The organism is Shinella sp. GW821-FHT11G07 (assembly GCF_058808115.1).
In genome coordinates this window covers 20,550-43,198 of the sequence record NZ_JBXARJ010000001.1, presented here as the reverse complement: position 1 = coordinate 43,198, position 22,649 = coordinate 20,550, and the positions used below count along the sequence as shown (strand labels likewise).

General features: G+C 63.2%; 24 protein-coding genes. 20 read left to right on the top strand and 4 right to left on the bottom strand.

The features are described from left to right. Position 1: 1 nt before the first annotated feature. The 4 genes from AC1RT2_RS00220 (at position 2) to AC1RT2_RS00205 (ending at position 2,392) form a co-directional block, all read left to right on the top strand. Complete coding sequence (locus tag AC1RT2_RS00220; protein WP_069062988.1) at positions 2-478, top strand: Na+/H+ antiporter subunit E; 477 nt, start codon at positions 2-4, stop codon at positions 476-478. Next, on the top strand, positions 475-756 hold the full coding sequence (locus AC1RT2_RS00215) for a K+/H+ antiporter subunit F (RefSeq protein WP_069062989.1): 282 nt from the start codon (positions 475-477) through the stop codon (positions 754-756). The genes AC1RT2_RS00220 and AC1RT2_RS00215 overlap by 4 nt, the downstream gene beginning before the upstream one ends. Further along, positions 753-1,142 carry a monovalent cation/H(+) antiporter subunit G gene (mnhG, locus tag AC1RT2_RS00210; protein WP_493098361.1) on the top strand — a complete coding sequence of 130 codons (390 nt, stop codon included), beginning with the start codon at positions 753-755 and terminating at the stop codon, positions 1,140-1,142. Before AC1RT2_RS00215 ends, mnhG begins: the two co-directional genes overlap by 4 nt. Positions 1,143-1,273: 131 nt before the next feature. Further along, complete coding sequence (locus tag AC1RT2_RS00205; RefSeq protein WP_493098359.1) at positions 1,274-2,392, top strand: GumK N-terminal domain-containing glycosyltransferase; 1,119 nt, start codon at positions 1,274-1,276, stop codon at positions 2,390-2,392. Positions 2,393-2,394: 2 nt separating this feature from the next. Here the strand turns inward: AC1RT2_RS00205 and AC1RT2_RS00200 are convergent, their stop codons facing one another. Continuing rightward, positions 2,395-3,909, bottom strand: coding sequence for a lipopolysaccharide biosynthesis protein (locus tag AC1RT2_RS00200; RefSeq protein WP_493098357.1), 1,515 nt, complete (start codon positions 3,907-3,909; stop codon positions 2,395-2,397). 88 nt (positions 3,910-3,997) lie between these two features. Between AC1RT2_RS00200 and AC1RT2_RS00195 the strand changes: the two genes are divergently transcribed. Both AC1RT2_RS00195 and AC1RT2_RS00190 read left to right on the top strand, forming a co-directional pair. Beyond that, positions 3,998-4,936, top strand: coding sequence for an ATP-grasp fold amidoligase family protein (locus AC1RT2_RS00195; protein ID WP_493098355.1), 939 nt, complete (start codon positions 3,998-4,000; stop codon positions 4,934-4,936). A gap of 68 nt (positions 4,937-5,004) precedes the next feature. Continuing rightward, entirely contained in the window at positions 5,005-5,691 is a 687-nt protein-coding gene (locus AC1RT2_RS00190) for a TetR/AcrR family transcriptional regulator (protein ID WP_493098353.1), read from the top strand. Positions 5,692-5,944: 253 nt separating this feature from the next. Here AC1RT2_RS00190 and AC1RT2_RS00185 read toward each other — a convergent pair whose 3' ends face one another. Continuing rightward, positions 5,945-7,150: an ROK family protein gene (locus AC1RT2_RS00185; RefSeq protein ID WP_493098351.1), complete on the bottom strand. Its 1,206-nt coding sequence runs from the start codon at positions 7,148-7,150 to the stop codon at positions 5,945-5,947. A 167-nt stretch (positions 7,151-7,317) separates the two neighbouring features. On the opposite strand from AC1RT2_RS00185, the gene AC1RT2_RS00180 reads away from it, so the two are divergent. The 11 genes from AC1RT2_RS00180 (at position 7,318) to AC1RT2_RS00130 (ending at position 18,181) form a co-directional block, all read left to right on the top strand. Then, positions 7,318-8,556, top strand: a complete 1,239-nt coding sequence (locus tag AC1RT2_RS00180; protein WP_493098349.1) for an extracellular solute-binding protein — start codon at positions 7,318-7,320, stop codon at positions 8,554-8,556. Positions 8,557-8,626: 70 nt separating this feature from the next. Continuing rightward, positions 8,627-9,511, top strand: coding sequence for a carbohydrate ABC transporter permease (locus AC1RT2_RS00175; RefSeq protein WP_493098346.1), 885 nt, complete (start codon positions 8,627-8,629; stop codon positions 9,509-9,511). Continuing rightward, entirely contained in the window at positions 9,511-10,356 is an 846-nt protein-coding gene (locus AC1RT2_RS00170; RefSeq protein ID WP_493098344.1) for a carbohydrate ABC transporter permease, read from the top strand. The genes AC1RT2_RS00175 and AC1RT2_RS00170 overlap by 1 nt, the downstream gene beginning before the upstream one ends. Beyond that, positions 10,353-11,369 (top strand): SIS domain-containing protein, encoded by a 1,017-nt coding sequence (locus AC1RT2_RS00165; RefSeq protein ID WP_493098342.1) that lies wholly within the window; start codon positions 10,353-10,355, stop codon positions 11,367-11,369. The genes AC1RT2_RS00170 and AC1RT2_RS00165 overlap by 4 nt, the downstream gene beginning before the upstream one ends. Next, a complete protein-coding gene (locus AC1RT2_RS00160) occupies positions 11,370-12,293 on the top strand; it encodes a PfkB family carbohydrate kinase (protein ID WP_493098339.1) in 924 nt (307 codons plus the stop codon). It begins immediately after the preceding gene. Continuing rightward, positions 12,290-13,354, top strand: a complete 1,065-nt coding sequence (locus AC1RT2_RS00155; RefSeq protein WP_493098337.1) for an ABC transporter ATP-binding protein — start codon at positions 12,290-12,292, stop codon at positions 13,352-13,354. The genes AC1RT2_RS00160 and AC1RT2_RS00155 overlap by 4 nt, the downstream gene beginning before the upstream one ends. Before the next feature lie 155 nt (positions 13,355-13,509). After that, entirely contained in the window at positions 13,510-13,809 is a 300-nt protein-coding gene (locus AC1RT2_RS00150; RefSeq protein WP_493098335.1) for a DUF2218 domain-containing protein, read from the top strand. 302 nt (positions 13,810-14,111) lie between these two features. Then, on the top strand, positions 14,112-14,939 hold the full coding sequence (locus AC1RT2_RS00145) for a transporter substrate-binding domain-containing protein (RefSeq protein ID WP_493098333.1): 828 nt from the start codon (positions 14,112-14,114) through the stop codon (positions 14,937-14,939). 61 nt (positions 14,940-15,000) lie between these two features. Then, positions 15,001-16,281: an NAD(P)/FAD-dependent oxidoreductase gene (locus tag AC1RT2_RS00140; RefSeq protein ID WP_493098331.1), complete on the top strand. Its 1,281-nt coding sequence runs from the start codon at positions 15,001-15,003 to the stop codon at positions 16,279-16,281. Between the two features lie 51 nt (positions 16,282-16,332). Continuing rightward, positions 16,333-17,304 (top strand): amino acid ABC transporter permease, encoded by a 972-nt coding sequence (locus AC1RT2_RS00135; RefSeq protein WP_493098329.1) that lies wholly within the window; start codon positions 16,333-16,335, stop codon positions 17,302-17,304. Continuing rightward, the gene (locus AC1RT2_RS00130; RefSeq protein WP_493098327.1) at positions 17,294-18,181 is read left to right on the top strand and encodes a DMT family transporter; all 888 of its coding nucleotides are present in this window, start codon (positions 17,294-17,296) and stop codon (positions 18,179-18,181) included. The genes AC1RT2_RS00135 and AC1RT2_RS00130 overlap by 11 nt, the downstream gene beginning before the upstream one ends. Positions 18,182-18,211: 30 nt before the next feature. Here AC1RT2_RS00130 and AC1RT2_RS00125 read toward each other — a convergent pair whose 3' ends face one another. Together AC1RT2_RS00125 and AC1RT2_RS00120 are read right to left on the bottom strand one after the other, a co-directional pair. Then, on the bottom strand, positions 18,212-19,024 hold the full coding sequence (locus AC1RT2_RS00125; protein ID WP_493098325.1) for a PfkB family carbohydrate kinase: 813 nt from the start codon (positions 19,022-19,024) through the stop codon (positions 18,212-18,214). An 81-nt stretch (positions 19,025-19,105) separates the two neighbouring features. Continuing rightward, positions 19,106-20,119, bottom strand: a complete 1,014-nt coding sequence (locus AC1RT2_RS00120; protein ID WP_493098323.1) for an SIS domain-containing protein — start codon at positions 20,117-20,119, stop codon at positions 19,106-19,108. Positions 20,120-20,324: 205 nt separating this feature from the next. On the opposite strand from AC1RT2_RS00120, the gene AC1RT2_RS00115 reads away from it, so the two are divergent. Genes AC1RT2_RS00115 through AC1RT2_RS00105 form a run of 3 tightly spaced genes read left to right on the top strand, consistent with a single transcriptional unit; the run spans position 20,325 to position 22,626 of the window. Further along, a complete protein-coding gene (locus tag AC1RT2_RS00115; protein ID WP_493099535.1) occupies positions 20,325-21,056 on the top strand; it encodes a GntR family transcriptional regulator in 732 nt (243 codons plus the stop codon). A 30-nt stretch (positions 21,057-21,086) separates the two neighbouring features. Further along, on the top strand, positions 21,087-21,866 hold the full coding sequence (locus tag AC1RT2_RS00110; RefSeq protein ID WP_493098321.1) for an SDR family NAD(P)-dependent oxidoreductase: 780 nt from the start codon (positions 21,087-21,089) through the stop codon (positions 21,864-21,866). A gap of 10 nt (positions 21,867-21,876) precedes the next feature. Next, positions 21,877-22,626: an SDR family NAD(P)-dependent oxidoreductase gene (locus AC1RT2_RS00105; RefSeq protein ID WP_493098319.1), complete on the top strand. Its 750-nt coding sequence runs from the start codon at positions 21,877-21,879 to the stop codon at positions 22,624-22,626. The last annotated feature ends 23 nt before the right edge of the window (positions 22,627-22,649 follow it).

The window sequence follows — 22,649 nt, the reverse complement described above, 5'->3', positions numbered from 1 at the left end:
CATGCTGCCCTATCCGCTTCTCAGCGCCTCGCTCGTCCTCATGTGGCTCGCCCTCAACGGGTTCACACTCGGCCATCTCATTCTTGGCTGCATCGTTTCGGTCTTCGCTTCCTGGGGCATGGCCGCCTTGCGACCCGCCAAGCCGCGCTTGCGAAAATGGTACCTGCTGCCCAAGCTGGTCGGCATCGTGCTCTATGACATCGTGCGCTCGAACATTGCCGTCGCCTCGATCCTGCTGACCGGGCGCAGCAAGCGCATCAAATCCGGGTTCATAACCGTGCCGCTGGAACTGGAGAATCCGACGGCGCTTGCCGTGCTCGCCGTGGTGGTGACAAGCACGCCGGGAACCGCCTGGCTGGAATACAACTCGCTGACCAAATCGGTGCTGATCCATGTGCTCGACCTCGTCGACCAGGAGGCGTGGCGTGTGCTGATCAAGACCCGCTACGAGGCGCTGCTGATGGAGATCTTCGAATGAGCCAAACGATCCTCCTCTGGTCCGTAACCTTTGCGCAGATCTGCCTGGCGGTTGCGATGGCGCTTGCCGCACTGCGCATGTCGCGCGGCCCGCGCGCGCAGGACCGGGTGCTGGCGCTCGATACGCTGTACGTGAACTCCATGCTTCTCCTGATGGTGTTCGGCATTCGCACTGGCAAGGTCATCTATTTCGAGGCCTCTCTGGTCATCGGCATGCTCGGCTTCGTCGCGACGGTTGCCCTCGCCAAATTCCTGATGCGGGGGGAGGTGGTCGAATGAGCACGATTGAACACGCAAGCGACCTGCCGGCCTGGGCTGCAATCCTCATTTCCTTCTTCCTGGTCATCGGCGCCGGTCTCACGCTGATCGGCACGATTGGTTTCGTCCGCCTGCCGACCTTCTACGAGCGCATCCATGCGCCGACGCTCGGCACGAGCTGGGGCACGGGCGGCATCGTCATGGCCTCGATGATTTTCTTCACCGTGCTTGCCACGCGGCCCGTCGTTCACGAAATTTTGATCGGCATCTTCGTGACGGTCACCACGCCCGTCACGCTCATGCTGCTCGCCCGTGCGGCGCTGCATCGCGACCGAACCGAGGGAAATCCGGGCGTTCCAGCCGAAGGCCCCGCCCAGCCGCCGGTCGAGATTGTGGACGCCAAATGATCTTTTGGTTGTAAGAACTTGCGGAGCATGTTCCAGCAATATTAAGGCTGCCCCCTCTAATTTGCCCGACCATGGGGCAAAGCCACTCACAACACGCCACCCGTGATGCGTCGATCATGGAAGAGCCGATCATGCATGCCAGAAAAATCGTCGTCTTGACGTCGCACGTCTTCCTCGACGGTTTCAGGAAGGCGAGCATCCATTTTGTTGCGCGCAACTGGGCAGCCGCCGGTCATGACGTGTTTTTCACGACAGTCGGTCACAGCGGCTTGAGCCGCTTCAAGCAGAAGGCACGATTGGAGGCGCTGCGCCGCACGCAAGGCAACCGATACGCCGAAATCGAGCCGCACCTCCATGCTGGGGCCTATCTGCCGCCGGTCCACGCCTTCAGCACATCCAATTCGCTCGTCAATGCGGCGGTAAAACCGCTTTTCGCGCTCTACGGACGTTTTCTTCCCGGATTCGTGGCGCAGAAGATCAAGGACGCGGATCTCGTCGTCGTCGAGAGCGGCACGCCGATCGCCTTCGTGCCACTTCTAAGGCGCCTGAATCCGAAGGCGAAATTGCTCTATTTCTGCCGCGACCTCCTGCTTAGCGTCGGTGCGGCGCCCTATCTTTGCGAAACCGAGCGTCGGGTCATAGAGCTGTTCGACAGCATCTGCGTTCCGTCGCGCCGCCTTGGCGAAATGCTTCCGCCGGGCGGCAAAGTGAATTTTGTTCCGCAGGGTATCGAGGGGGCTGCCTTCGATAAAGCCGAGGCCTCACCCTATGCGCAGGGCAGCTGCAACGCGGTCGCTGTCGGCGACATGCTGTTCGACCAGGCTGCCGTGGAGCAGATGGCTGCCGTCGCGCCCGAAGTGACGTTCCATCTCTTCGGCATCAAGTGGCGCGGCGAGGCGCCTGCCAATATCGAGGTGCATGGCGAGCAGTCTTTCGAGACGCTGGCCGCCTATATCCGGCATGCCGATATCGGGCTTGCGCCATACAAGGTGAACACCAGCGAAGTCTATCTGGCCGAATCGAGCCTAAAGCTGCTGCAATACGGCTATTGCCTGCTCCCTGTCGTGCTTCCGGATATCATCCCCGTATCCCGCGGCAATGAGATCACCTATTCCCTCGATGGCGCCAACGATTGGCGGGCAATCATCGACACGGCGCTCGGCTGGCCACACGATCGGTCCTACCGTCTTGGCATTCTCAGTTGGGAGGATGTGGCGGCACAGACGCTCGCCACGGTGTTTCCGCAGTAGCCTCAGCCGCTCCCCGCCGGGGACGCGGCGATCAAGCCGACAAGACGCTGAGCAAGGGGGCGGACCTTGCCCGGCAGGCGTGCCTCGACCAGCTGGAACAGGCGCGCTGCCTCGTCTGCGGCGATGAGGCCGAGCACGCGGATCGCCATCAGGTAGACAAGCGCCCCCGCCCCAATAGCCAAAACAATCCCGATGGCGCCCGGCACCACGGTCGTGACGGCAAAGGCTACCAGCCCGCATACGCTTGCGGCCACCAGCGTGCGCAAAAGCGCGCTCCAGGGAGCAGTAGGACCGCCATGGCTGCTTGCAGCCCTCAGCAAAAACGCCAGCGTCAGCGTTTCCGACAGGACCCGAACCACTGCCGCACCCAGAATGCCCGCGACCGGCACAACGACGACAAGCAGGGCGAAAATCAGCGCGGCGGAAAAAAGCGTCACATGCATCAAGGTCCGCCCCCGTGCTCCGGCCGCGAGATAGGCCCAGGGCACCACGGCGATCCCGGCCGGCACGGAAGCCAGCATGAACAGGACGGCGGCATTTGCAGCCGGCGCAAAGTCGGCGCCGAAGACGAGGGGAACGAGCGGACCGACGACGGCAGCCCCGCCAAGGCCGAGCGGCATCATGAAGAGGGCGGTCAGCCGCAGGCTGTTCCTGTAGAGTTCCGTGGGTGGACCGGACGTGCCGTCACTGGACGCACGCGCCGTGAGGCCGACGAGGAAGGCCGGCGACAGTTGCAGGGTCATCTGGCCCACCAGGCCGGCAAACACCACGGCGGCGGCGAAATAGCCGATATCCGCGTCCGCCAGGAAGTAGCCGATGACGAGGTATTCGATCCGGGTGAGCAGGACGATGTCGATCGCGTCGCTTGCCCACATGCTGCGGCGATAGCTCTGCATTTCGGGCGACACGGTGGTTGCGTCCGACGCGGAGCGGCGGCCGAGGTGTTTTGGCAGGCTGAGAGCCTGCGGCAGGTAGCGGGTCAGCATGCCGAGAAAGGCGCCGCCCGGCCCCACGAGAAACGCGCCGATGAAGACAAGCGGTATCTGAAAAAGGCTGCCGACGGCGGTGATGGCCGCAACCTCGCCGAAGCGCCCGCGCCCACGCGCCGTGGCGGCCGAGAAAGCGGAAAAGACATAGGCGAGGAAAAGCACGCTTGCGGCGATCCAGATCCAGGGGGCTGGGCGATCCAGGGTCCGGTGGTAGAGACCATAGCCAAGCAGCAGCAGGAAAACCGCCAGCACGACCGGCAGGAATGAGCGAAAAGCCTGCCGTACAACCGGCTGCCATGCAGCCTCGCCCTGGTCGCGCAGCGCTGCGACGTAGCGCAGCACCATCTGCGGAAAGCCCCGGTCCGCAAGCGCCGCGGCGCAGACGACCATCCACATCGCATAGGCGACCGTGCCCGAGCCAGCCGGGCCGAGCACGCGTGCATTTATGACGCTGACGAGGAAGCCTGCCATCAGCGACACGAGTGTTGCCGCCAAATTGAGCAAGGAAGAGCCGAGGATGCTGGTCATTCGCCCTTTTCTCACGAAAAGATAACTTTGCATTAAATAAAGCCGGGCATTGGTGGAGCGTGGCAAAATAAAGGCGGTGGGGGCGATCATGGAGAAACCGGAGCGCAAGGAGACGTTCCTTGTCCCCGGCTATCAGCAGCGGACGCTCAAGGAGATGTTCCATCACCTGATCTGGCGCGTGATCAAGCCGCTGCCGGACAAGCCGTACCTCAAGCTGAAATACTGGGTCATCAAGGGCCAATGGCCGGATATCGACCAGCCAAGGACGTTTTGCGAGAAGGTGCAGGCGCGCAAACTCTACGATCGCAAGCCGGTCTATGCGACGCTGGTCGACAAGGCCGCTGTAAAGCCCTTCGTTGCCGAAAAGCTCGGGCCGGCCTATGTGACGCCGACCTATTGGGTCGGTACGGATCTTTCGACGGTGGATTGGACGGCGGTTCCGTTGCCGGCGGTGGTAAAACCCACCCATGCCAGCGCGCAGGGGCGGTTCCTTTATACGCAGGACGACATCCAGCGGCTGCTTGCGGAAAACCCCGCACCGGCGTGGCTGCAGCTCGACCATGCCCAGTACAATCGCGAATGGGCCTATAGCGGCGTGAAACCGCAGGTCCTCATAGAAGCGATGCTCGTCGTTGATGGCGGCGTGCCGTGGGACTACCGCTTCTTCACCTTTAACGGTATCGTTTCCCATATCGAGATCAACCTGCGGATCGATGGCGAAGGCTATGCCTGCCACTACACGCCGGACTGGGAAAAGCTGCCGTTCCACGACCCCGACTACCTGACATTCTATCCGGGTGATGTGCCGAAGCCGGCCCGTTTCGACGAGATGATGCGCGTTGCCCAGACCATCGGCCGCGGCTTCGACTTCCTGCGCATCGACCTCTATGCCAGCGACGACTGGATCAAGCTCGGCGAATTGACGCTTTACCCCGGTGGCGGCTTCGAACGCTTCGACCCCCCGCAATACGACCGCTTGATCGGCGACAAATGGACACTCGATTTCGACCTGCCGAACGCCGCCTAGCGGGCAGCCGTTGACCACGACGGTTCGTCATTCGATAAGGGCAGACCACGCGAACCGGGGGCGATGCGTTGAAGACACCGAAAGCCGCTCCGGCGCCGAACGACGATGCGGACGCTTCCACGCCGATGACCAAGACCGGCAGGCAGGATCGTCGCCATCTGCGCGGGCAGGCAAGTGCACAGCGTATCATCGATACTACCATCCGCCTCATCGCAGAGGAGGGGATTGCCGGTGTCACCATGCAGCGCATCGCTCGCGAGATGGGCTCCTCCAATGCGCTGGTGGTGTTTCACTTTGGCTCGAAGGAAAAGCTGTTTCGCGCGGTTCTCGAATATCTGGACGAACAGTTCGCCAGGCTCTGGGAAGACACGGTGAACAAGCCCGGTCTATCGTCGGCCGAACGCGTCGTCGCCTCCATTGACTGCGCCCGGCATTTCCGCAACCAGCATCCCGACTGGGTCTCGGTCTGGGTCGTGTTCGGCAGTGATCGGCAAACCATGCAGCTCGACCGCCTGATCAGCCTGCCGAGCGACCAGGCCTATCTCGCCCAGTCACGCACGCTGCTGGCTGAGGTGGCCCGGGATGGCGGCTACGAGGGCGTGGATACGGATACGCTCGCCGAGGGTCTGAACTACCTCGTTCAGGGCGCCTGGTACTGGGATACGTTCAATCCAGACATGGTTCGTTCGGACGCCCTGCACAAGACAGCCATGGCCCTGCTGCGCCAGGCTTTTCCGAGCAGTTTTCCGGGGTGAGCGCAAAAAAAGAGCCCCGCACGAAGCGGGGCAGCAAGCGCCACGGTTTGGCTCCCAATGACGCGGGGAAGCTCGCGGGTTGCGCGAGTGATATCCCAGTAGGATGTTGCCGAAATGCAGGGAAGGTCTGATTCGGCGATTCCGGTACGCTCGTGCAAATAAACTGCAGAAGCCGCTGGTTTGGCCTCTCTCAGGCGGCAAATGCCTGAGAAATGAGCAACGGCCCTGTCCATGTCAACCATGCGCGCATCGCCTATGGGGCGTCCTTCAAGATCGCGGAAAAGCGCGGGTCGAAGGCGCGGCGGATTGGTTCGGCTGCCGCGCCAAGCGCGACCGCCCAGGGGCCGATCATGCCGATCTGCAGGCGGGGCAGACTGCGGTCGGGCCGGTCGGCGTTCGACGGGAGGAGGGGGAACATCGCCTCAAACAGCCGATTTGCCAGCGGGCCGGGCGCGCTACCGGAAAGGATCACCGTCTGCGGGTCGAAAATCGTTTCGACCATATGCACCGCCTGCCGCATGTCGGCAGCAGCGCCGGCTATCCAATCAAGGATGCGCGGGTCCCCCGCAAGTGTGAGCCGCTCAACGTCGGCATAGGCTTCGGTGGTCGCCGAATCGAGGCCGAGATGCTGGAACAGCGAGGCGAGCGAGGCACGATGCTCGAGCGGCGACTGGGTGCCGCCGCGCGAAAACAGCACCATGCCGATCTCGCCAGCATTGCTGTTGCTGCCGGTGTAGAGTTCTCCGCCGAGGATGAGGCCAGCGCCGATACCATAGCCGAAATAGATGCAGACGGCGTGATCGAGGCCATCGGCGGCCCCATTCATTCTTTCTGCCGTCGCGCAGGCCGTCGCATCGTTCTGCAGGCTGGTGACAAGCCCTGTGCCGGCCGCCAACGTTTCCACCAGCGGAAAGGATTGCCACTGCGCCATCATCCAGGTGTCGTCATCTGAGGGCGGTAACCCGAACGGGCCCGGCATGGCGACCCCCAGGCCGGCAAGCCTGTGCACGGATTCCGGAAAGCGGGCGACTAGATCGCGGCGAACGGTATCGATCAGGTGGAGAATAAGCTTGCTGCCCTCCGCCGGACCTCCGGGCGGTAGGTTTGCCACGACACGCGCCACTTCGTGGCCCATCAGGTCGACGGCGACGACGCGCGTCAGGTGACGGTCGATCTGCACGCCGAGCGCAAAGGCGCCCTCCGGAACCAGCCGGTAGGGTGTCGAGGGCTGCCCCCGTGCGCCACGAACCACCTCTTGCGAGGCGACGAGCCCGTCCACTTCAAGGCTTTCGATCAGGTTTGAAATCGTCTGCTTGGTCAGCCGGGTGGCGCGGGCGAGATCGGCGCGCGACAGCGACCCGTTCAGGCGGATGGCCTCGATGATGACGCGCCGGTTATGCGCGCTCGTACCTTCCTGATTGGTCCCGCTCTTGGCACGGATCGTCCGCAAATCATGCATCGGCAATTCCCTCTTGACACCATTTGAATAATACAGAACATTTAAGTCAAGCCATTTGACTTAATGGGAACCAAAGAGTTCCAGGGAACACGAACCACGGACGGGCCTACACAACGACAGGCGCCTTTTCGTTACTTTCGCAATCAAGAAGCAAACCGGAGGAAGACATGTTGAAATCAATCAAGAAATCCCTGCTTGGCGCGGCGCTGATCGCTGCCGTTTCGGCCCCGCACGCCTTTGCTGAAACCACGCTTAACGCCCTCTTCATGGCGCAGGCCGCCTATAGCGAAGCCGATGTGCGCGCTATGACCGACGCCTTCAGCAAGGCGAACCCGGACGTCAAGGTGAACCTCGAATTCGTTCCCTACGAGGGTCTGCACGACAAGGCGGTGCTCGCGCAAGGGTCCGGCAGCGGCTATGACGTCGTGCTGTTCGACGTGATCTGGCCGGCTGAGTACGCGACGAACAACGTGCTTGTCGACGTTTCCTCGCGCATTACCGACGAGATGAAGAAGGGCGTGCTGCCGGGCGCCTGGACGACCGTCAATTATGACGGCAAGTCCTACGGCATGCCGTGGATCCTCGACACGAAATACCTGTTCTATAACAAGGAAATTCTCGAAAAGGCCGGCATCAAGGCACCGCCGAAGACCTGGGCCGAACTCAACGATCAGGCCAAGATCATCAAGGACAAGGGCCTGCTGGCGACGCCGATCGCCTGGAGCTGGTCGCAAGCCGAAGCCGCGATCTGCGACTACACCACGCTGGTCAGTGCCTATGGCGGCGAGTTCCTGAAGGACGGCAAGCCGGCCTTTACCGAAGGCGGCGGTCTCGACGCGCTGAAATACATGGTCGACAGCTACAAGTCGGGCCTCACCAACCCGAACTCCAAGGAGTTCCTGGAAGAGGACGTACGCAACGTCTTCCAGAACGGCGAGGCAGCCTTCGCACTGAACTGGACCTACATGTACAACATGGCCAATGGCGGCAAGGACAGCAAGGTTGCCGGCAAGGTCGGCGTCGTGCCGGCACCGGGCGTTGAAGGCCAGAGCACGGTTTCGGCCGTCAACGGCTCGATGGGTCTCGGCGTCACCACGACGAGCAAACATCCCGATGAGGCCTGGAAATATATCGTGCACATGACCTCGCAGGAGACGCAGAACGCCTATGCGAAGCTCAGCTTGCCGATCTGGGCGTCCTCCTACGAAGATGCAGCTGTCACTGCCGGCCAGGAAGAGCTGATCGCCGCCGCCAAGCTCGGCTTGGCCGCGATGTATCCGCGTCCGACGACGGCGAAGTATCAGGAACTGTCCACGGCGCTCCAGCAGGCCATTCAGGAGGCTCTGCTTGATCAGGCATCGCCCGAAGACGCGCTGAAGTCCGCTGCGGAAAACAGCGGCCTCTGATAATCATGCCTTGCGGGCGGCCCCGGTCGCCCGCACACTTTCCTTCCCGACAATCGATGACGAGGACGCTATGTCCGGCACCTGGATGACCACCCGGGCATGGCTTCTCATGCTGCCGCTTCTGATAATCATGCTCGCCGTGATCGGCTGGCCGATGATCGACACGGTCCGGCTGTCCTTCACCGATGCCAAGCTGGTCGGCGCTTCCGGCAATTTCGTCGGCGTCGACAATTACTTGAAAATGCTGGGCAGCAGCAACTTCCAGCGTGCGCTCTGGGCGACCACCTGGTTTGCCGTGGTGTCCGTGACGGCGGAAATGGTAATCGGCGTTCTCGCGGCCCTGCTGTTGAACCAGCAGTTCTATGGCCGCACGGTGCTGCGCGCGCTGTTGATCCTGCCCTGGGCTTTGCCGACCGTCGTCAACGCAACCTTGTGGCGGCTCATCTACAATCCGGAATACGGCGCGCTGAATGCCGCGCTGACCCAGATCGGCCTGCTTGACAGCTACCGCTCCTGGCTGGGAGAACCGGGCACGGCAATGACGGCGCTGATCATCGCCGATTGCTGGAAGAATTTTCCGCTCGTCGCCCTCATCGCGCTGGCCGCCCTTCAGGCCGTACCGCGCGACATCACTTCTGCCTCGCTGGTCGATGGTGCCGGCTCCTTCGCGCGCTTCCGTTTCGTCATTCTGCCCTATCTCGCCGGCCCGCTGATGGTGGCGCTCGTGCTGCGCACGATCGAGGCCTTCAAGGTGTTCGACATCATCTGGGTGATGACGCGCGGCGGCCCGGCCAATTCGACGCGCACTCTGTCGATCCTCGTCTACCAAGAAGCGTTCTCCTTCCAGCGCGCAGGCTCCGGGGCTTCGCTCGCCCTCGTCGTCACGCTCATCGTGACGGTGCTGGCGATCGGCTACGGCATGCTGGTGCGCCGCGCCGCCGGGAGTGCCGCCTGATGGAACACCGCAGCCAACTGGCCTCCATTCTGATCCACACCGCAGCCCTCCTGTTCGCCGCCGTCATCCTCGCGCCGATCTTCTGGCTTTTCGTCATGAGCATCTCGCCGGCCGCCGATCTCGTCGAAAAACCGTTGCGCTGGTGGCCGAGCGAGATTGATTTTTCGCGCTATGCCACGTTGCTGTCGACCATCCCGAACAGTGCCGGCGCCGCCTTCACCGCCTCGCTCGTTAACAGCATCCTGGTCGCCAGCATGGCGACGTTTGCGGCCGTGGCACTTGCCGTCCCTGCCGGCTGGGCCGTCTCGCGCACGCCTTCGATCGGCTGGTCGCTGTCGCTGGTGATCGCCACCTACATGTTGCCACCTGTTGCGCTCGCCGTGCCGCTCTACATGGCGCTCGCAGCCCTGGGGCTCCTCAACTCGGTCTTCGGTCTGGCGCTCGTCTATCTCAGCATCCTTGCTCCTTTCACGACCTGGCTCATGAAATCCGGCTTCGACGGCATTCCTCGCGAGATCGAGCAGGCCGCGATGATGGACGGTGCGAGCCTCTTTGCCACGCTGCGTATCGTTACCCTGCCGCTTGCCATGCCGATCGTCGCCACATCGGCGCTGTTCGCCTTCCTGCTCGCCTGGGACGAGTTTTTCTATGCGCTGCTCTTCACCTCGGACCAGCGCGCACGAACCTTGACGGTGACCATCGCCGACCTCGCCGGCGGGCGCGTTTCCGACTACGGGCTGATCGCCACGGCCGGCGTGCTTGCCGCACTGCCGCCGGTCCTGGTCGGCCTTCTCATGCAACGGGCCTTGATTTCGGGCCTCACCAGCGGCGGTGTGAAAGGATGACAATGACGACGACACGACCGGAGGGCCTTCTGGCCATCGAGCGGGAAATGGCCCGGCAGCATGCCGATGCGCTTGCCTCCTTCCGCACCAATGGCGAAGTGGCCGCGAAGGCGGCCGAAAGCCTGAAACGCACCGGCAGGCTGCTGCTGCTCGGCATGGGCGGATCGCACGCCGTCGGCCGGGCCGTCGAGCCGCTCTACCGCCTGCTCGGCATCGACGCGATCGCGCTGCCGTTGTCCGAACAGCTCGGCGCACCGCTGTCGCTTGAGGGCCGCACGGTCTTCATCACCTCGCAATCCGGCGAGAGTGCGGAAGTGCTGCGCTGGTTCGACGAGACGGGTGGCAATGCCGAAACCTTCGGCTTCACGCTCGAAAACGGCTCCTTCCTCGCCCGCACCGCCCCCTGCCTAATCGGCCAAGGCGGCACCGAACAGGCCTTTGCCGCGACGCGAAGCCTGACCGTGAGCTTTGCGCTGCACCTCGCCATTCTTGAAGCGCTCGGCGAGGATGCCGCGCAGGCCGTCGATGCGCTGGAGAACCCGCTGGAGCCTGCCGTCGACGAGGCGCTTGCCGCTCTTTCCAGCGTCCGCTCGGTCGTGACATCCGGGCGGCGGTTGCAGGGCCTTGCGGAGGCCATTGCACTCGGCTTTACGGAACTCTCCCGCGTGCCGTGCTTCTCGCTGGAGGGCGGCCAGTTGCGGCACGGGCCAATGGAAATGCTGTCGCCGGAAATGGGCGTCGTGTTGTTCCGCAGCGATGATGAGACGGCCGATCTCGTAACGGCCATGGCGACGTCCGTGGTCGATGCCGGCGCCAAGCTCGTGGTCTTCGATGCGTCCGGCCTCTTGCCGGTCGCCGGCGCGGCAACGATTACCTTTCCGCCGCTGACGGGGCTTGCCGCTGTCTTCGCCATGCTGCCGACGGCGCAGCGCCTGATGATCGCTTTCGCCGCCGCGCGCGTGGCCGATGCCGGAACGCCGGTGCGCTCCAGCAAGATTACCCGGAGTGAATGAGTGAAACCGCTTGCCGTCATTGGAAACGTCAATATCGACCTGATCATGGGCCCTGCCGCGCCCTGGCCGCAGCCCGGGACAGAAATCATTGTCGATCATGACGAGTTGCGCGTCGGCGGTTCGGCCGGCAATGCAGCCCTCGCGTGGCTCGCCCTCGGCACGCCCTTCGAGATCGCCGCAAGCATCGGCAGCGACCGCTTCGGAACCTGGCTCGCGGAGAGTTTTGGTACGCATGCCGAGAACTGGCCGGTGCATGGCGAAAGCACGACGCTCTCGGTCGGCATCACCCATCCGGACGGTGAACGCACCTTCTTCACGACGCGGGGCCATCTGCCGCTATTCAGCCTGGAGGATGTTTTCGCCGTGCTCGACGGCCCGCGTCTTGCCGGCGGCATCGCACTGCTCTGCGGCTCTTTCCTCACCGACAAGCTGGTGGAGGACTACGACCGTTTCTTCGACTGGGCGGATCGCCACGACATCGCCGTCGCCCTCGATACCGGCTGGCCGCTGGCGGGCTGGACCTTAAACAACAGGGCGGCGGCCAGACGCTGGCTGTCGCGCTGCCGCATCGCCCTGCTCAATGAGGTGGAGACGACAAACCTCGCCGGTGTTTCCGACCCGACCGAGGCGGCGTCCATCCTTCGCCGGGGCATGCCGACGGATGCCATCGTCGTGGTGAAAAGCGGGCCGAACGGCGCGATTGCTCTCGACGCTGACGGCAAGGTTTTTCGCGCCGAGGCGCCCCGGGTGACCGTCATCGACACGATCGGCGCCGGGGACGTGTTTAACGCGGCCTTCCTGGCCACCTTCGCCGCCGGCAACGGGCTCGAGGAAAGCCTTGCGGCCGGCACCCGCGTCGCCTCATGCGCCATTTCCACCCATCCCAGACGCTACGCACCGATCGTGCAGGAAGCCCTCGCATGAGCACGCTGACCATCAACGCTATCCGCAAGAGCTACGGCGCCATCGAGACGCTGAAGGGAATCGACGTTGCGCTGGAAAGCGGCGAGTTCCTCGTGCTGCTTGGGGCATCCGGCTGTGGCAAGTCCACGCTGCTCAACATCATTGCCGGCCTTGCCGAGCCGACGAGCGGCGATATCCGCATCGACGAGCGCTCGATCGTCGGCGTGCATCCGAAGGATCGCGACATCGCCATGGTGTTCCAGTCCTATGCGCTCTATCCCAATCTCACCGTGCACCGGAACATTGGTTTCGGGCTTGAAATGCGCAAGGTCGACAAGGCGGAGCGTGACCGCGCGGTGCAAGAGACCGCAAAGCTCCTGCAGATTGAAAATCTTCTGGAACGCAAACCCGGCCAACTTTCCGGCGGCCAGCGCCAGCGTGTGGCGATCGGCCGTGCGCTGGTGCGCAATCCAAAAATCTTTCTCTTCGACGAACCGCTTTCGAACCTCGATGCGAAACTGCGCATGGAGATGCGCACCGAACTGAAGCGCCTGCACCAGATGACCCGGACGACGGTCGTCTATGTCACGCACGACCAGATCGAGGCGATGACGCTTGCAACCCGCATTGCGGTAATGCGCAACGGCCGCATCGAGCAACTCGACACGCCGGAAAACATCTACAACCGGCCGGCGACCCTCTACGTCGCGACCTTCGTTGGTGCGCCGCCGATGAATCTGCTGGCAGCGACCGCGGGTGAGGGCGGTCTCCGCGTTGACGATACGGATATCGTTGTATCCGTGCCGGGACTGGAATCCATCACTCCGGGCCGCCGGCTGGTTCTAGGCCTCCGACCGGAGGCCATCCGGAAAGCCGACGGCGGCCTGTCTCTGTCGGCGCGCTGCGAGGTAGCAGAACTCACCGGCCCGGAACTGGTCGTGACCGCGATGGTCGGCAGCCAGCGTATCGTTGCAGCCCTTCCGGCCTCTGCGAAACTTCAGGCTGGCGACGAGATCGTCCTCAGCGCCGATACCGCCGCCTTTCACGTCTTCGACGCCGAAACGGAACAGCGGCTGAACTGACGGCAACGCTAAGTTTCCTGCCGGATCGCTATCTGGCGAGCATCTGAGATTTGGCCTTGCCGCCCGGCTTTTCTTGCCGAAAAAACATGAGTATGGAGGTTGTGTTTTAACTGCGTAGCGCGTCCCGTCGCAGTCCAAGGATGAGAGGAAAAAGTATGATTGAATCCGCCGCCTATTTGAAGACCGTGCACGGCTCGAAATATCTGGTGCAATTGTGCAAGCACTTCGCCCACAAGGTTGACGTCACCTACTCGGACAATCACGGCGAATGCCGTTTCGACCGTGGCGTCGCCACACTGGATGCGGATGCGGCCGGTCTGCGCATGACGGTGAAGGCGGACGATGAGGAGAGCCTCGGCTGGGGCCAGTCGGTCATCGAATCCCATCTTGTCCGTTTTGCTTTCCGCGAAGAACCCGGCGCCTTCGACTGGCAGCGTCAGGGCGAGGCCGCCTGACGCTTTTCCTCTCGCCGGCATGACCGGTGAAGCAAGCAGTATCGCAGCCCGATCATGGGCCGTGCCGCCCGAGCCTTTCCGCACGCTCGGGCAAAGATGTACGACAACTACACAGAATCGCGTGGCGAGCCGTGTTGTTGTCGATTGGTCGAGTCATCACAGAATTCTATGGCCTCATCTCATCGTTTCATGATTTCTGTCATCCAGCACCCTTGACTCTGAAACCCCCGACCTGACACATTTCGTTGTCAGACATCTTACATAAATGGGGATTCCGGTTTCCGGATCAAAAGGAGGACCACATGAAAACGCTCTTCATGCGACTGGCCGTAGGTGCCGCTTTCGTCGCAGCCGCCGTCTCGGCCCAGGCCGGCGAGACGCTTGACCGCGTCATGGAAAAGAAGGCGATGGTCGTTGCCACCAACAGCGGCTGGCCGCCCCAGAGCTATCTGGACGACAGCAACGAGATGGTCGGCTTCGACATCGACGTGTCGCGCGAAATCGCCAAGCGCCTCGGCGCCGAGGTCACCTTCGATACCCCGGACTGGGCGACGCTGACGGGCGGCCGCTGGCAGGGTCGTTACGATCTCGGCGTCGGCTCCGTGACGCCCACCAAGGCGCGCGCCCAGGTCATCGACTTCGTCGGCATCTATTACTACAGCCCCTATGTCTACGTTGTGCACAAAGACAGCGGCGCGAAGACCGTCACCGATCTCAACGGCAAGGTCATCGGCGTCGAGACGGCAACGACATCGGAAGACTTCATCAACCGCAAGCTGGAAATCGATGCGCCGGGCCTGCCGCCGATCGAATATAAGCTGGAGCCGGGCGAGGTTCGCACCTTCGCCGATTCCATGCTGCCCTTCGATGACCTGCGCCTCGGCGCCGGTGTGCGTCTCGATGCCGTGATCGCGCCGGAACAGACCGCGCTCAACGCCATCAAGAATGGCTATCCGCTGCGCGTTCTGGATGGCGACTATGCCTTCCGCGAGCCGCTCGTCGTGATTGCCGAAAAGGTCGATCCGGAATGGACCGCCAAGGTCGGCGGCATCATCGAGGAGATGAAGAAGGACGGCACGCTCGGCACGCTCACCACCAAGTGGTACGGCAAGGACTACAGCGCCGACTGATGAACTGCCGGCGCGGGCGGTTTCCTGCCCGCGCCCTTCATATTCGAGGGGGAGCATGCGCATGGCCTATCCGGACACCTATTACAAACGAACCATGGCGGACCAGACGGCGCGCGCCGCCCTTTCGGGCACGGTCGAATGCGACGCGGTCATCGTCGGCGGCGGCCTTGCCGGCCTTTCGGCCGCGTTGCAGCTTGCCCGCGCTGGCAAGCGCGTTACGGTACTGGAGGCCGAAAGCATTGGTTTTGGCGCTTCCGGGCGCAATGGCGGTTTTGTTGGGCCAGGCTATGCAACGGGCGGCGACGATATCGCGCGTGTCGTCGGCAAGAGCGCGGCACGCCAGCTCCACCAGCTTTCCGTCGAAGGCATGGAATTCATTCGCGAGAATATCCAGTCGCTCGGCATCGTCGATGCCAAGCCTGAGCCGGGAATCATGAGCGTGCTGCGCTACGACGACGGCGCGGGCCTCAAGGCCTATGCGGAAGCGACACGCAGGGACTATGGCTGCGAACTCGAATACATGGACCGCGATGCCGTGCGTTCGGTGCTGAAATCCGAACGCTATTTCCAGGCCCTGCGCAATCCGAACGCCTTTCACATGCATCCGCTCAACTATCTGCGGGCCATAGCACAGGAAATCGAACGACTGGGCGGGCGTATCTGCGAACAGTCGCCAGCGACCTCCGCGGAGCTTTCCGATGCGGAAAAGCAGGTGAAGACAGCCGGCGGCGAGGTGAAAGCCCGCGACGTGGTTTTCACCACGGGCGGCTATACCGGCGCGCTGAACGGCAGGCTGAAGCGCTCGTTCCTGCCGATCGCCACCTATGTCATGGTGAGCGAAGAAGCACCGGAGCTGATTGCCTCGGCGATCACCACCAGAAATGCGATCGGCGACAACCGTAGGGCAGGTGACTACTACCGCGTCGTCGACGACGGCCGCCGCCTGCTCTGGGGCGGGCGCATTACCACCCATGCAGCTTCGACGGCGGGTCTCGTCAAGGAACTGCGCGACGAAATGGTCGGCACCTATCCGCAGCTTGCCGGCCTGAAGACGGAACTCGCCTGGTCGGGCCTGATGTCCTACGCCCGCCACCTGATGCCCCAGATCGGGCGCATGAGCCCCGGCGTCTGGTACTGCACCGCGTTCGGCGGGCACGGCCTCAACACGACGGCGATCGGCGGCAAGGTGATTGCCGAAGGCATTCTGGGCGAAAGCGAGCGCTACAAGCTGTATGAACCCTTCGGCCTCGTCTGGGCCGGCGGTCTTGCGGGGCTCGCTGTGGCGCAGCTCACCTATTGGAAGCTCCAGGCACAGGACTGGTGGCGCGAGCGCGCCGCCTGAAGCGTTTGCGGCGACGGCTTGCGGACATAAACAACAAGGCAAGGGCGGAACATGATCGGTCGACTGATACTCACCTACCCTGAAACATCACGCAGGGCCGGTAGCCTGCTGATCCTCGCCATGGTGACGGCGGCGCTTTACTCGATCGGCGTCAGTTCCGCCTGGCTTGGGCATCTCCTGCCGTCCTCGGCAACCTGGCTTGGCGAGAACCCGGCAGCCGGGCGACTTGTCTCGGCGGTGTTGATCGCCCTTATCGTAGCCGCGAACTGGAAGGCGCTGCGCCAGCTGTCGCGCCGCCAGCAGACCATCGCTGTCTGGGTCGAGCTGTTCTCGCTCCTGATGCTGTTCTTCTATTCCTTCGACCTCTCCTTCGCCTTCATCGCCAAGAAGGTGGGCTTTCTCATCACGCAGGGCGTGACGACGACGCTCTACATTTCCGCGATCTCCATCATCATCGCCACGATCATCGCGCTTGCCGGCGCCATCGCAAAACTCTCGAACAACGGCGTCATCTACGGCCTTGCGACCTTCTACACCTCGCTGTTCCGCGGCCTGCCGCTGCTCATGCAGATCTACATCATCTATCTCGGCCTGCCGCAGGTGGGCTATGTGATCGGCGCCGTCCCGGCCGGCATCCTCGCGCTGTCGCTCTGCTACGGCGCCTACATGACCGAAATCTTCCGCGCCGGCATCCAGAGCATCGACCGCGGGCAGACGGAGGGCGCCACCGCGCTCGGCCTCAGCCCGGCACAGACGATGACGCTCGTCATCCTTCCGCAGGCCATGCGCGTCATCATCCCGCCGACCGGCAACCAGTTCATCGCCATGTTGAAGGATTCGTCGCTCGTATCGGTCGTCGGCGTCTGGGAAATCATGTATCTCGCCCGCACCATGGGTCAGACCGAGTTCCGCCATATCGAGATGCTGATCACGGCCTCGATGATCTACTGGATTCTTTCGATCGGGCTGGAATATGCCCAGTCCCGCATCGAGGAACGGTTCGGTCGCTTCAATGCCCGCTGAGGCGCAGGCTATGAATGGCGGCGGCGCACCCATCGCGCCGTCGAACGGCCGCGGTGCGCTGATCGTGCTCGTGGCCTTTTCGATCTTTTCCGGAACCGACGCCATCGTGAAGATCATGGCGGCCGATATGCCGGCACCACAGGTGACATTCCTCGTCACCGTCACGGCGCTCGCTTTGCTGCTCGTCCATGCCCTCGTGACGGGGCGTGTGCGCCGGCTGGTGCCGCGCCAGCCGAGCCTTGCCTTCTGGCGTGCTCTGCTGCTTGCCGTGGATACCCTCTTGATCCACTACGCATTCGCAAAACTGCCCTTGGCGGAAGCCTATCTCATTGCCTTCCTGACGCCGATCCTCGTTGCCATGCTCGGTTTCTTCCTGCTCGGAGAGCGGCTCTCCACAGTGGGTTGGGCGGGTGTGCTGATCGGCTTTGCCGGCGTGGCCGTCGCGCTGAAGCCGGGCGTCGCACCGCTCAATCTCGGCCATGCCGCAGCCCTCGGCTCGGCGGTGTTCTTTGCGTTTTCGCTCATCCTGCTGCGCCGGGCGAAGCTTGCGGAGACGGACGAGGCGCTCGTCGCAAGCCTGCTGGTCGTCATGACGCCGGTCGCCCTGGGGGTCGCCGCCAGCTCCGGTGGTCTGATCGCGATCGGCCTTGCCGATCTGGGGTTCGCGCTGGCCGGCGGCGCCATGATGCTCGGCGGTCATGCGCTGCTGGTGCGGGCCTTCCGGGTCGGCGAAGCGTCGGTGGTGGCGCCGTTCCAGTACAGCCAGATCATCTGGGGCTGTCTCTACGGCGTGCTTATCTTTGCAACGCCGGTCGAGATGCATACGCTTGCCGGCGCGGCGATCATTATCTTTTCGGGCTGGCTGGTCCTGAAGTAGAAGCCCTGCTGTGGCGATCCCATACGCTGCCTATAGCGGCTGCGGCTCCTGCGGAAACCCGCCGACATGCATGCAGGTTACTGCTGCCTGATCGCGACCGACCTCAAGGCATTGCGATAGCGGCTGGCCGGCGATGCGGGCCGAGAGAAAGCCGGCTATGAAACTGTCGCCGGCACCGGTCGTATCGACCACATCGACCGGCCGGATGCCAATCTCGACGCGGTCCACGTCATCGCTGGCGAGCGAGCCCTTGCTGCCACGCGTGACGACGGCGAGCGGCACCCCATTTGCGAGAAGGCGCTGCAACAGGATCTCGGCCACGTCGTCGTGGCTTCCGGCCGAGGCGAAGGCGATGGAGAGACCATCGGTGCCGAGATTGGCCGGATCCGCATTGACGGAAATGTCCTGCGAGACGCTGACGCCGGCAGCAGCAAGCGTTCGGCGCAGGGCGCCGCCATCGTCCATCCAGCCGATATGGACGTGATCCATGGTCTTGAGGAGGGCGACGTCCGCATCATCGGGCCTGTAACCGGCGCACACGCCGAAGTCCTCGTAGACAAAGACGCGGTCGCCGGAGGGTAGGACGTCGACATCAGTATAGGCCGTGATACCGGGTCGCTCGCCAAGATAGGTGACATCGACGCCATTTGCCGCGAGCAATGCGCGTGTCCGCCTGCCGGCCGCATCGGGGCCGGCGGCACCGAAATAGAGCGACGTCCGGCCGAGGCGGGCGAGCTGCACGGCGACATTCACCGCATTGCCGCCGACAAGCGACTGCGAGAGGGGCGGGCGGAAACGGTCGATGCAATTGTCGCCGACGGCGGCGAAGCGGAGGGGTCTCATGCGAATCTCGTGATGGGCTTCAAAGCCGCGAATGCGGTCACCTGCATTCGCAGCTTTGGAGGGGACGTCAAGCCGCTGATTTCAATAGGCGACGCGCTTGTAGTAGCGCCGCGTCGTCAGCGGATGGTTGCGCATGACTTCGAGATGCGCGCTGATGCGCTCCAGCACGGTCGCCAACAGCACCGGCGAGACCAGCGCCCGCACCTTCGGCGAAATGCCCGGCAGGTCGAAGTCGGCGGTGTCGAGCACCGTCAGCTTGTCCGTGTAGCTCGGCACGAAAGCCTGGACGCGGTCGGCGAGCGGGCGCAACGCGTCTTCACCCTTGAAGAGGATGACGCTTACGCCCTTCTCCACCAGTTCCAGCGTGCCGTGAAAGAAGTCGGAGGCGTGAACCGGGCGGGTGCGGATCCACTGCATTTCTTCCAGGATGCACATGCCGTAGTAGAAGGCTTCCGGCCAGACGTTTCCGGCGCCGGTGACGATATGGTAGTCGGAGCCGGCCAGCACCGCGGCGAAAGCCTCCGCCTTCGGCTCATAGGCGCGTTTCACCTCGAGCAGCAGTTCCGGCATGCGGGCAAGTTCGGCGACGAGCGCGTCATGGTTTTCGATTTCGCCGCGATGTTTCAGGATCGCGAGCGCGATGAAAAGCGACTGGAGATAGAACGACTCGCAGGACGTGTCGTCCTCGGCGAAGTTGACGAAGACATGGTCGCCGCCCTTGCCGAGCGGAGTTTCCGCATGCCCCACCAGCGTGATGACAGTCGCACCGATCGCCTTCAGCTTGTCGAGCAGCGCCACGCTCTCCTTCGTCGTACCGGAGAGGGAGGGCATGACGATGATCGACTTGTCGGTCAGATTGGCCGAGCCGGTGAGCACGAGTTCCGCCGGCATGTCGATGAAGGCGGGGAAACGCGAACGGCGTTGCAACAATTGCGCCGCCGGTTGCATCAGGATTGCCGCGCCGCCTGTGCCAAGGAAGAAGATGTTTTCCGCGCCCGCCGACAGGCAGGAGCCGACCACGCTTTCCAGCCGCGCCTGCAAGCCGACTGCGCCCGACTGGATGCGGAGGAATCTCTGCTCGTCAAAATTCAACATGGTTCTGCCCCCGATGATGATCATTTCAATGTTGTCTGACAACTGACATCGCGACATTTGTCTGTCAAGATGGTGGAGCCGAAAATTCAGGGGACACGAAAGCGTAACATATTGCACACGGTTATGCCGAATCTGCTCGCACTTGACCGGTCAAAATTTGTCAGACAAGAAAGGAAGCGTGATCAATGAACACAGAGGCATTTCGGTGGACGAGCCCCTTCGCGATTCGCGCACCCTCGCCGTCCAGCTACGCGACCGGATTGCCGACCTGATCCGTGACGAGGGACTGCGGCCGGGCGACAAGCTGCCGACCGAGGCGCAACTCACCCAGCGTTTCAAGATTTCCCGGCCCGCTCTGCGCGAGGCGCTGAAACTGCTCGAACAGGACGACGTGATCTATGTGGAGCATGGCCGCGGGCGTTTCGTCTCGGCGCTCTCCGCAGTCCAGGTCGACCGGCCGATCACCGTCTTCGAGAGCGTCACCGACATGACGCGCCAATACGGCTACCACCCAGTCAACAAGGTTCTGTCGATCTCGGAAGAGACACCGGACACGCGCGTCGCCGAGGGCCTGCGATTGGGCCCAACCGACCGCGTCATCCGCATCGAGCGCATCCGCCTGCATGAAGACGAGCCGATCCTCTACTGCGTTGACTACCTGCCGCGCGGCATCATCCCGGGCCGGCTCTACGATATCGACTGGAGCGGGTCACTCCTGAGCCTTCTCGAGGAATACGGCAACCGCCCCCGTATGTCGGCGGCGAGCGTTTCCGCCGTGCTGCTGCCGGACGAGGTGGTCGAGCGCCATGGCCTGCGGGATTTCGGCCCGGCACTGCTGATCACCGAAGTCTGTTTCAACGCGGCCGGCGAGCCGGTCAATTATGCGATCGACTACCATCGCGGCAGCCATTTTTCCTTCAGCCTGACGCGCAAATAGCGGCCGGCACCCAATTCAGCAGAGGCAGACATGACCGATCAGGCCAACCGAAGAGTAGCGCTCATTGCCGGCGGGGCCGGCGGCATGGGAGCGGCGATTGCTGCACGGCTGTCTGCCGGCGGTTACGCCGTTGCTATCGCGGATCTCGAATCGGAACGCCTGACCGCAACGGCGGAAAGGCTCACGGGCGAGGGCGGCGATGCGCTCGCCGTTCCGCTCGACATGCGCAAGGTCGTCTCCTGCGCTTCTGCCGTTGAGGCTGTGATCGGCTGGCGCGGCCGCCTCGACGTCGTCGTCAATTCCGCTGGCGTCTGGCGCGAAGGCGATTCCGTGACAATGACGGAGGCGGATTGGGACATCGTCATGGACGTCAACCTCAAGGGGGCATTCTTCCTCATCCAAGCCGCCATTCCGCATCTCGGCGCCGGCGCGTCGATCGTCAACATCGCCTCGGACGCCGGCCTCGTCGGTAACAATGGCGCGGCCATCTACTGTGCCTCAAAGGGTGGGCTAGTGCTGCTCACCAAGGCTCTGGCGTTGGAACTCGCCCCACGCCAGATCCGCGTTAATGCCGTCTGCCCGGGCGACGTCGCGACGCCGATGATCGAGTTCCAGGCTGACCGTTATGGCGACGGCGATCCGGATGGCTACAAGGCGAAGCTGTTGTCCAATTACCCCCAGAAAGCGGCGGCGCGCTTCATCAAGCCGGAGGAAATCGCCCGCATGGTGGCCTTCCTCTGCGAACCGGACGCAGCGCCGATCACCGGCGCCGCGCTGTCGGCCGATTTCGGCGTGACGGCAGGCTACTGAGGAGACGGTTATGCAGCGCAAGACAGCGATCATCACAGGGGCGGGGGCGAAGGACGGCATCGGCTTTGCCTGCGCAAAAAGCCTTGCCGAAGAAGGGTATGCGGTTCATCTCGTCGCAACCAGCGACCGCATCTTCGCCCGCGCCGAAGAGCTTCGCGCGGCGGGTTTCTCGGCCACGGGCCATCTTTGTGATCTTACCTCCAAGGCCGCCGTCGAAAAGCTCCGGCAGGTGACCGGGCCGGCGGCCGTGCTCGTCAACAATGCCGGTATGGGCAGCCTCGCCCAGCCGGCGCTCCAGCGGCATTTCGTGGACCTGGAGGAAGCGGACTGGGACCGCGGCATTTCAGTCACCCTCAAGACGGCCTTCCTCGCCACCCGCATCTACCTGCCGGACATGCTTACGGACGGCTATGGCCGGGTCGTCAACGTCGCATCGGTGACCGGCCCCTATGTCGCCAATCCCGGCGAGACGGCCTATTCCGCCGCCAAGGCCGGCATGGTGGGCATGACGCATGCGCTGGCGCTCGAAGCCGGCCCGCGCGGCGTCACCATCAATGCAGTGGCGCCCGGCTGGATCGAAACCGGCGCCTCCACGGAAGAGGAACGCCGTGCCGCGCAGGCCACGCCCTGCGGCCGCGCCGGCCGGCCGGACGAAGTGGCCGCCGCGGTCGCCTTCCTCGCCTCGCCGAAAGCCAGCTACATAAATGGTGCTGTTCTCGTCGTGGATGGCGGCAACATCCTGCAGGAGACAAAGCACTAATCCCGGACCGGGAGGATTGGAGC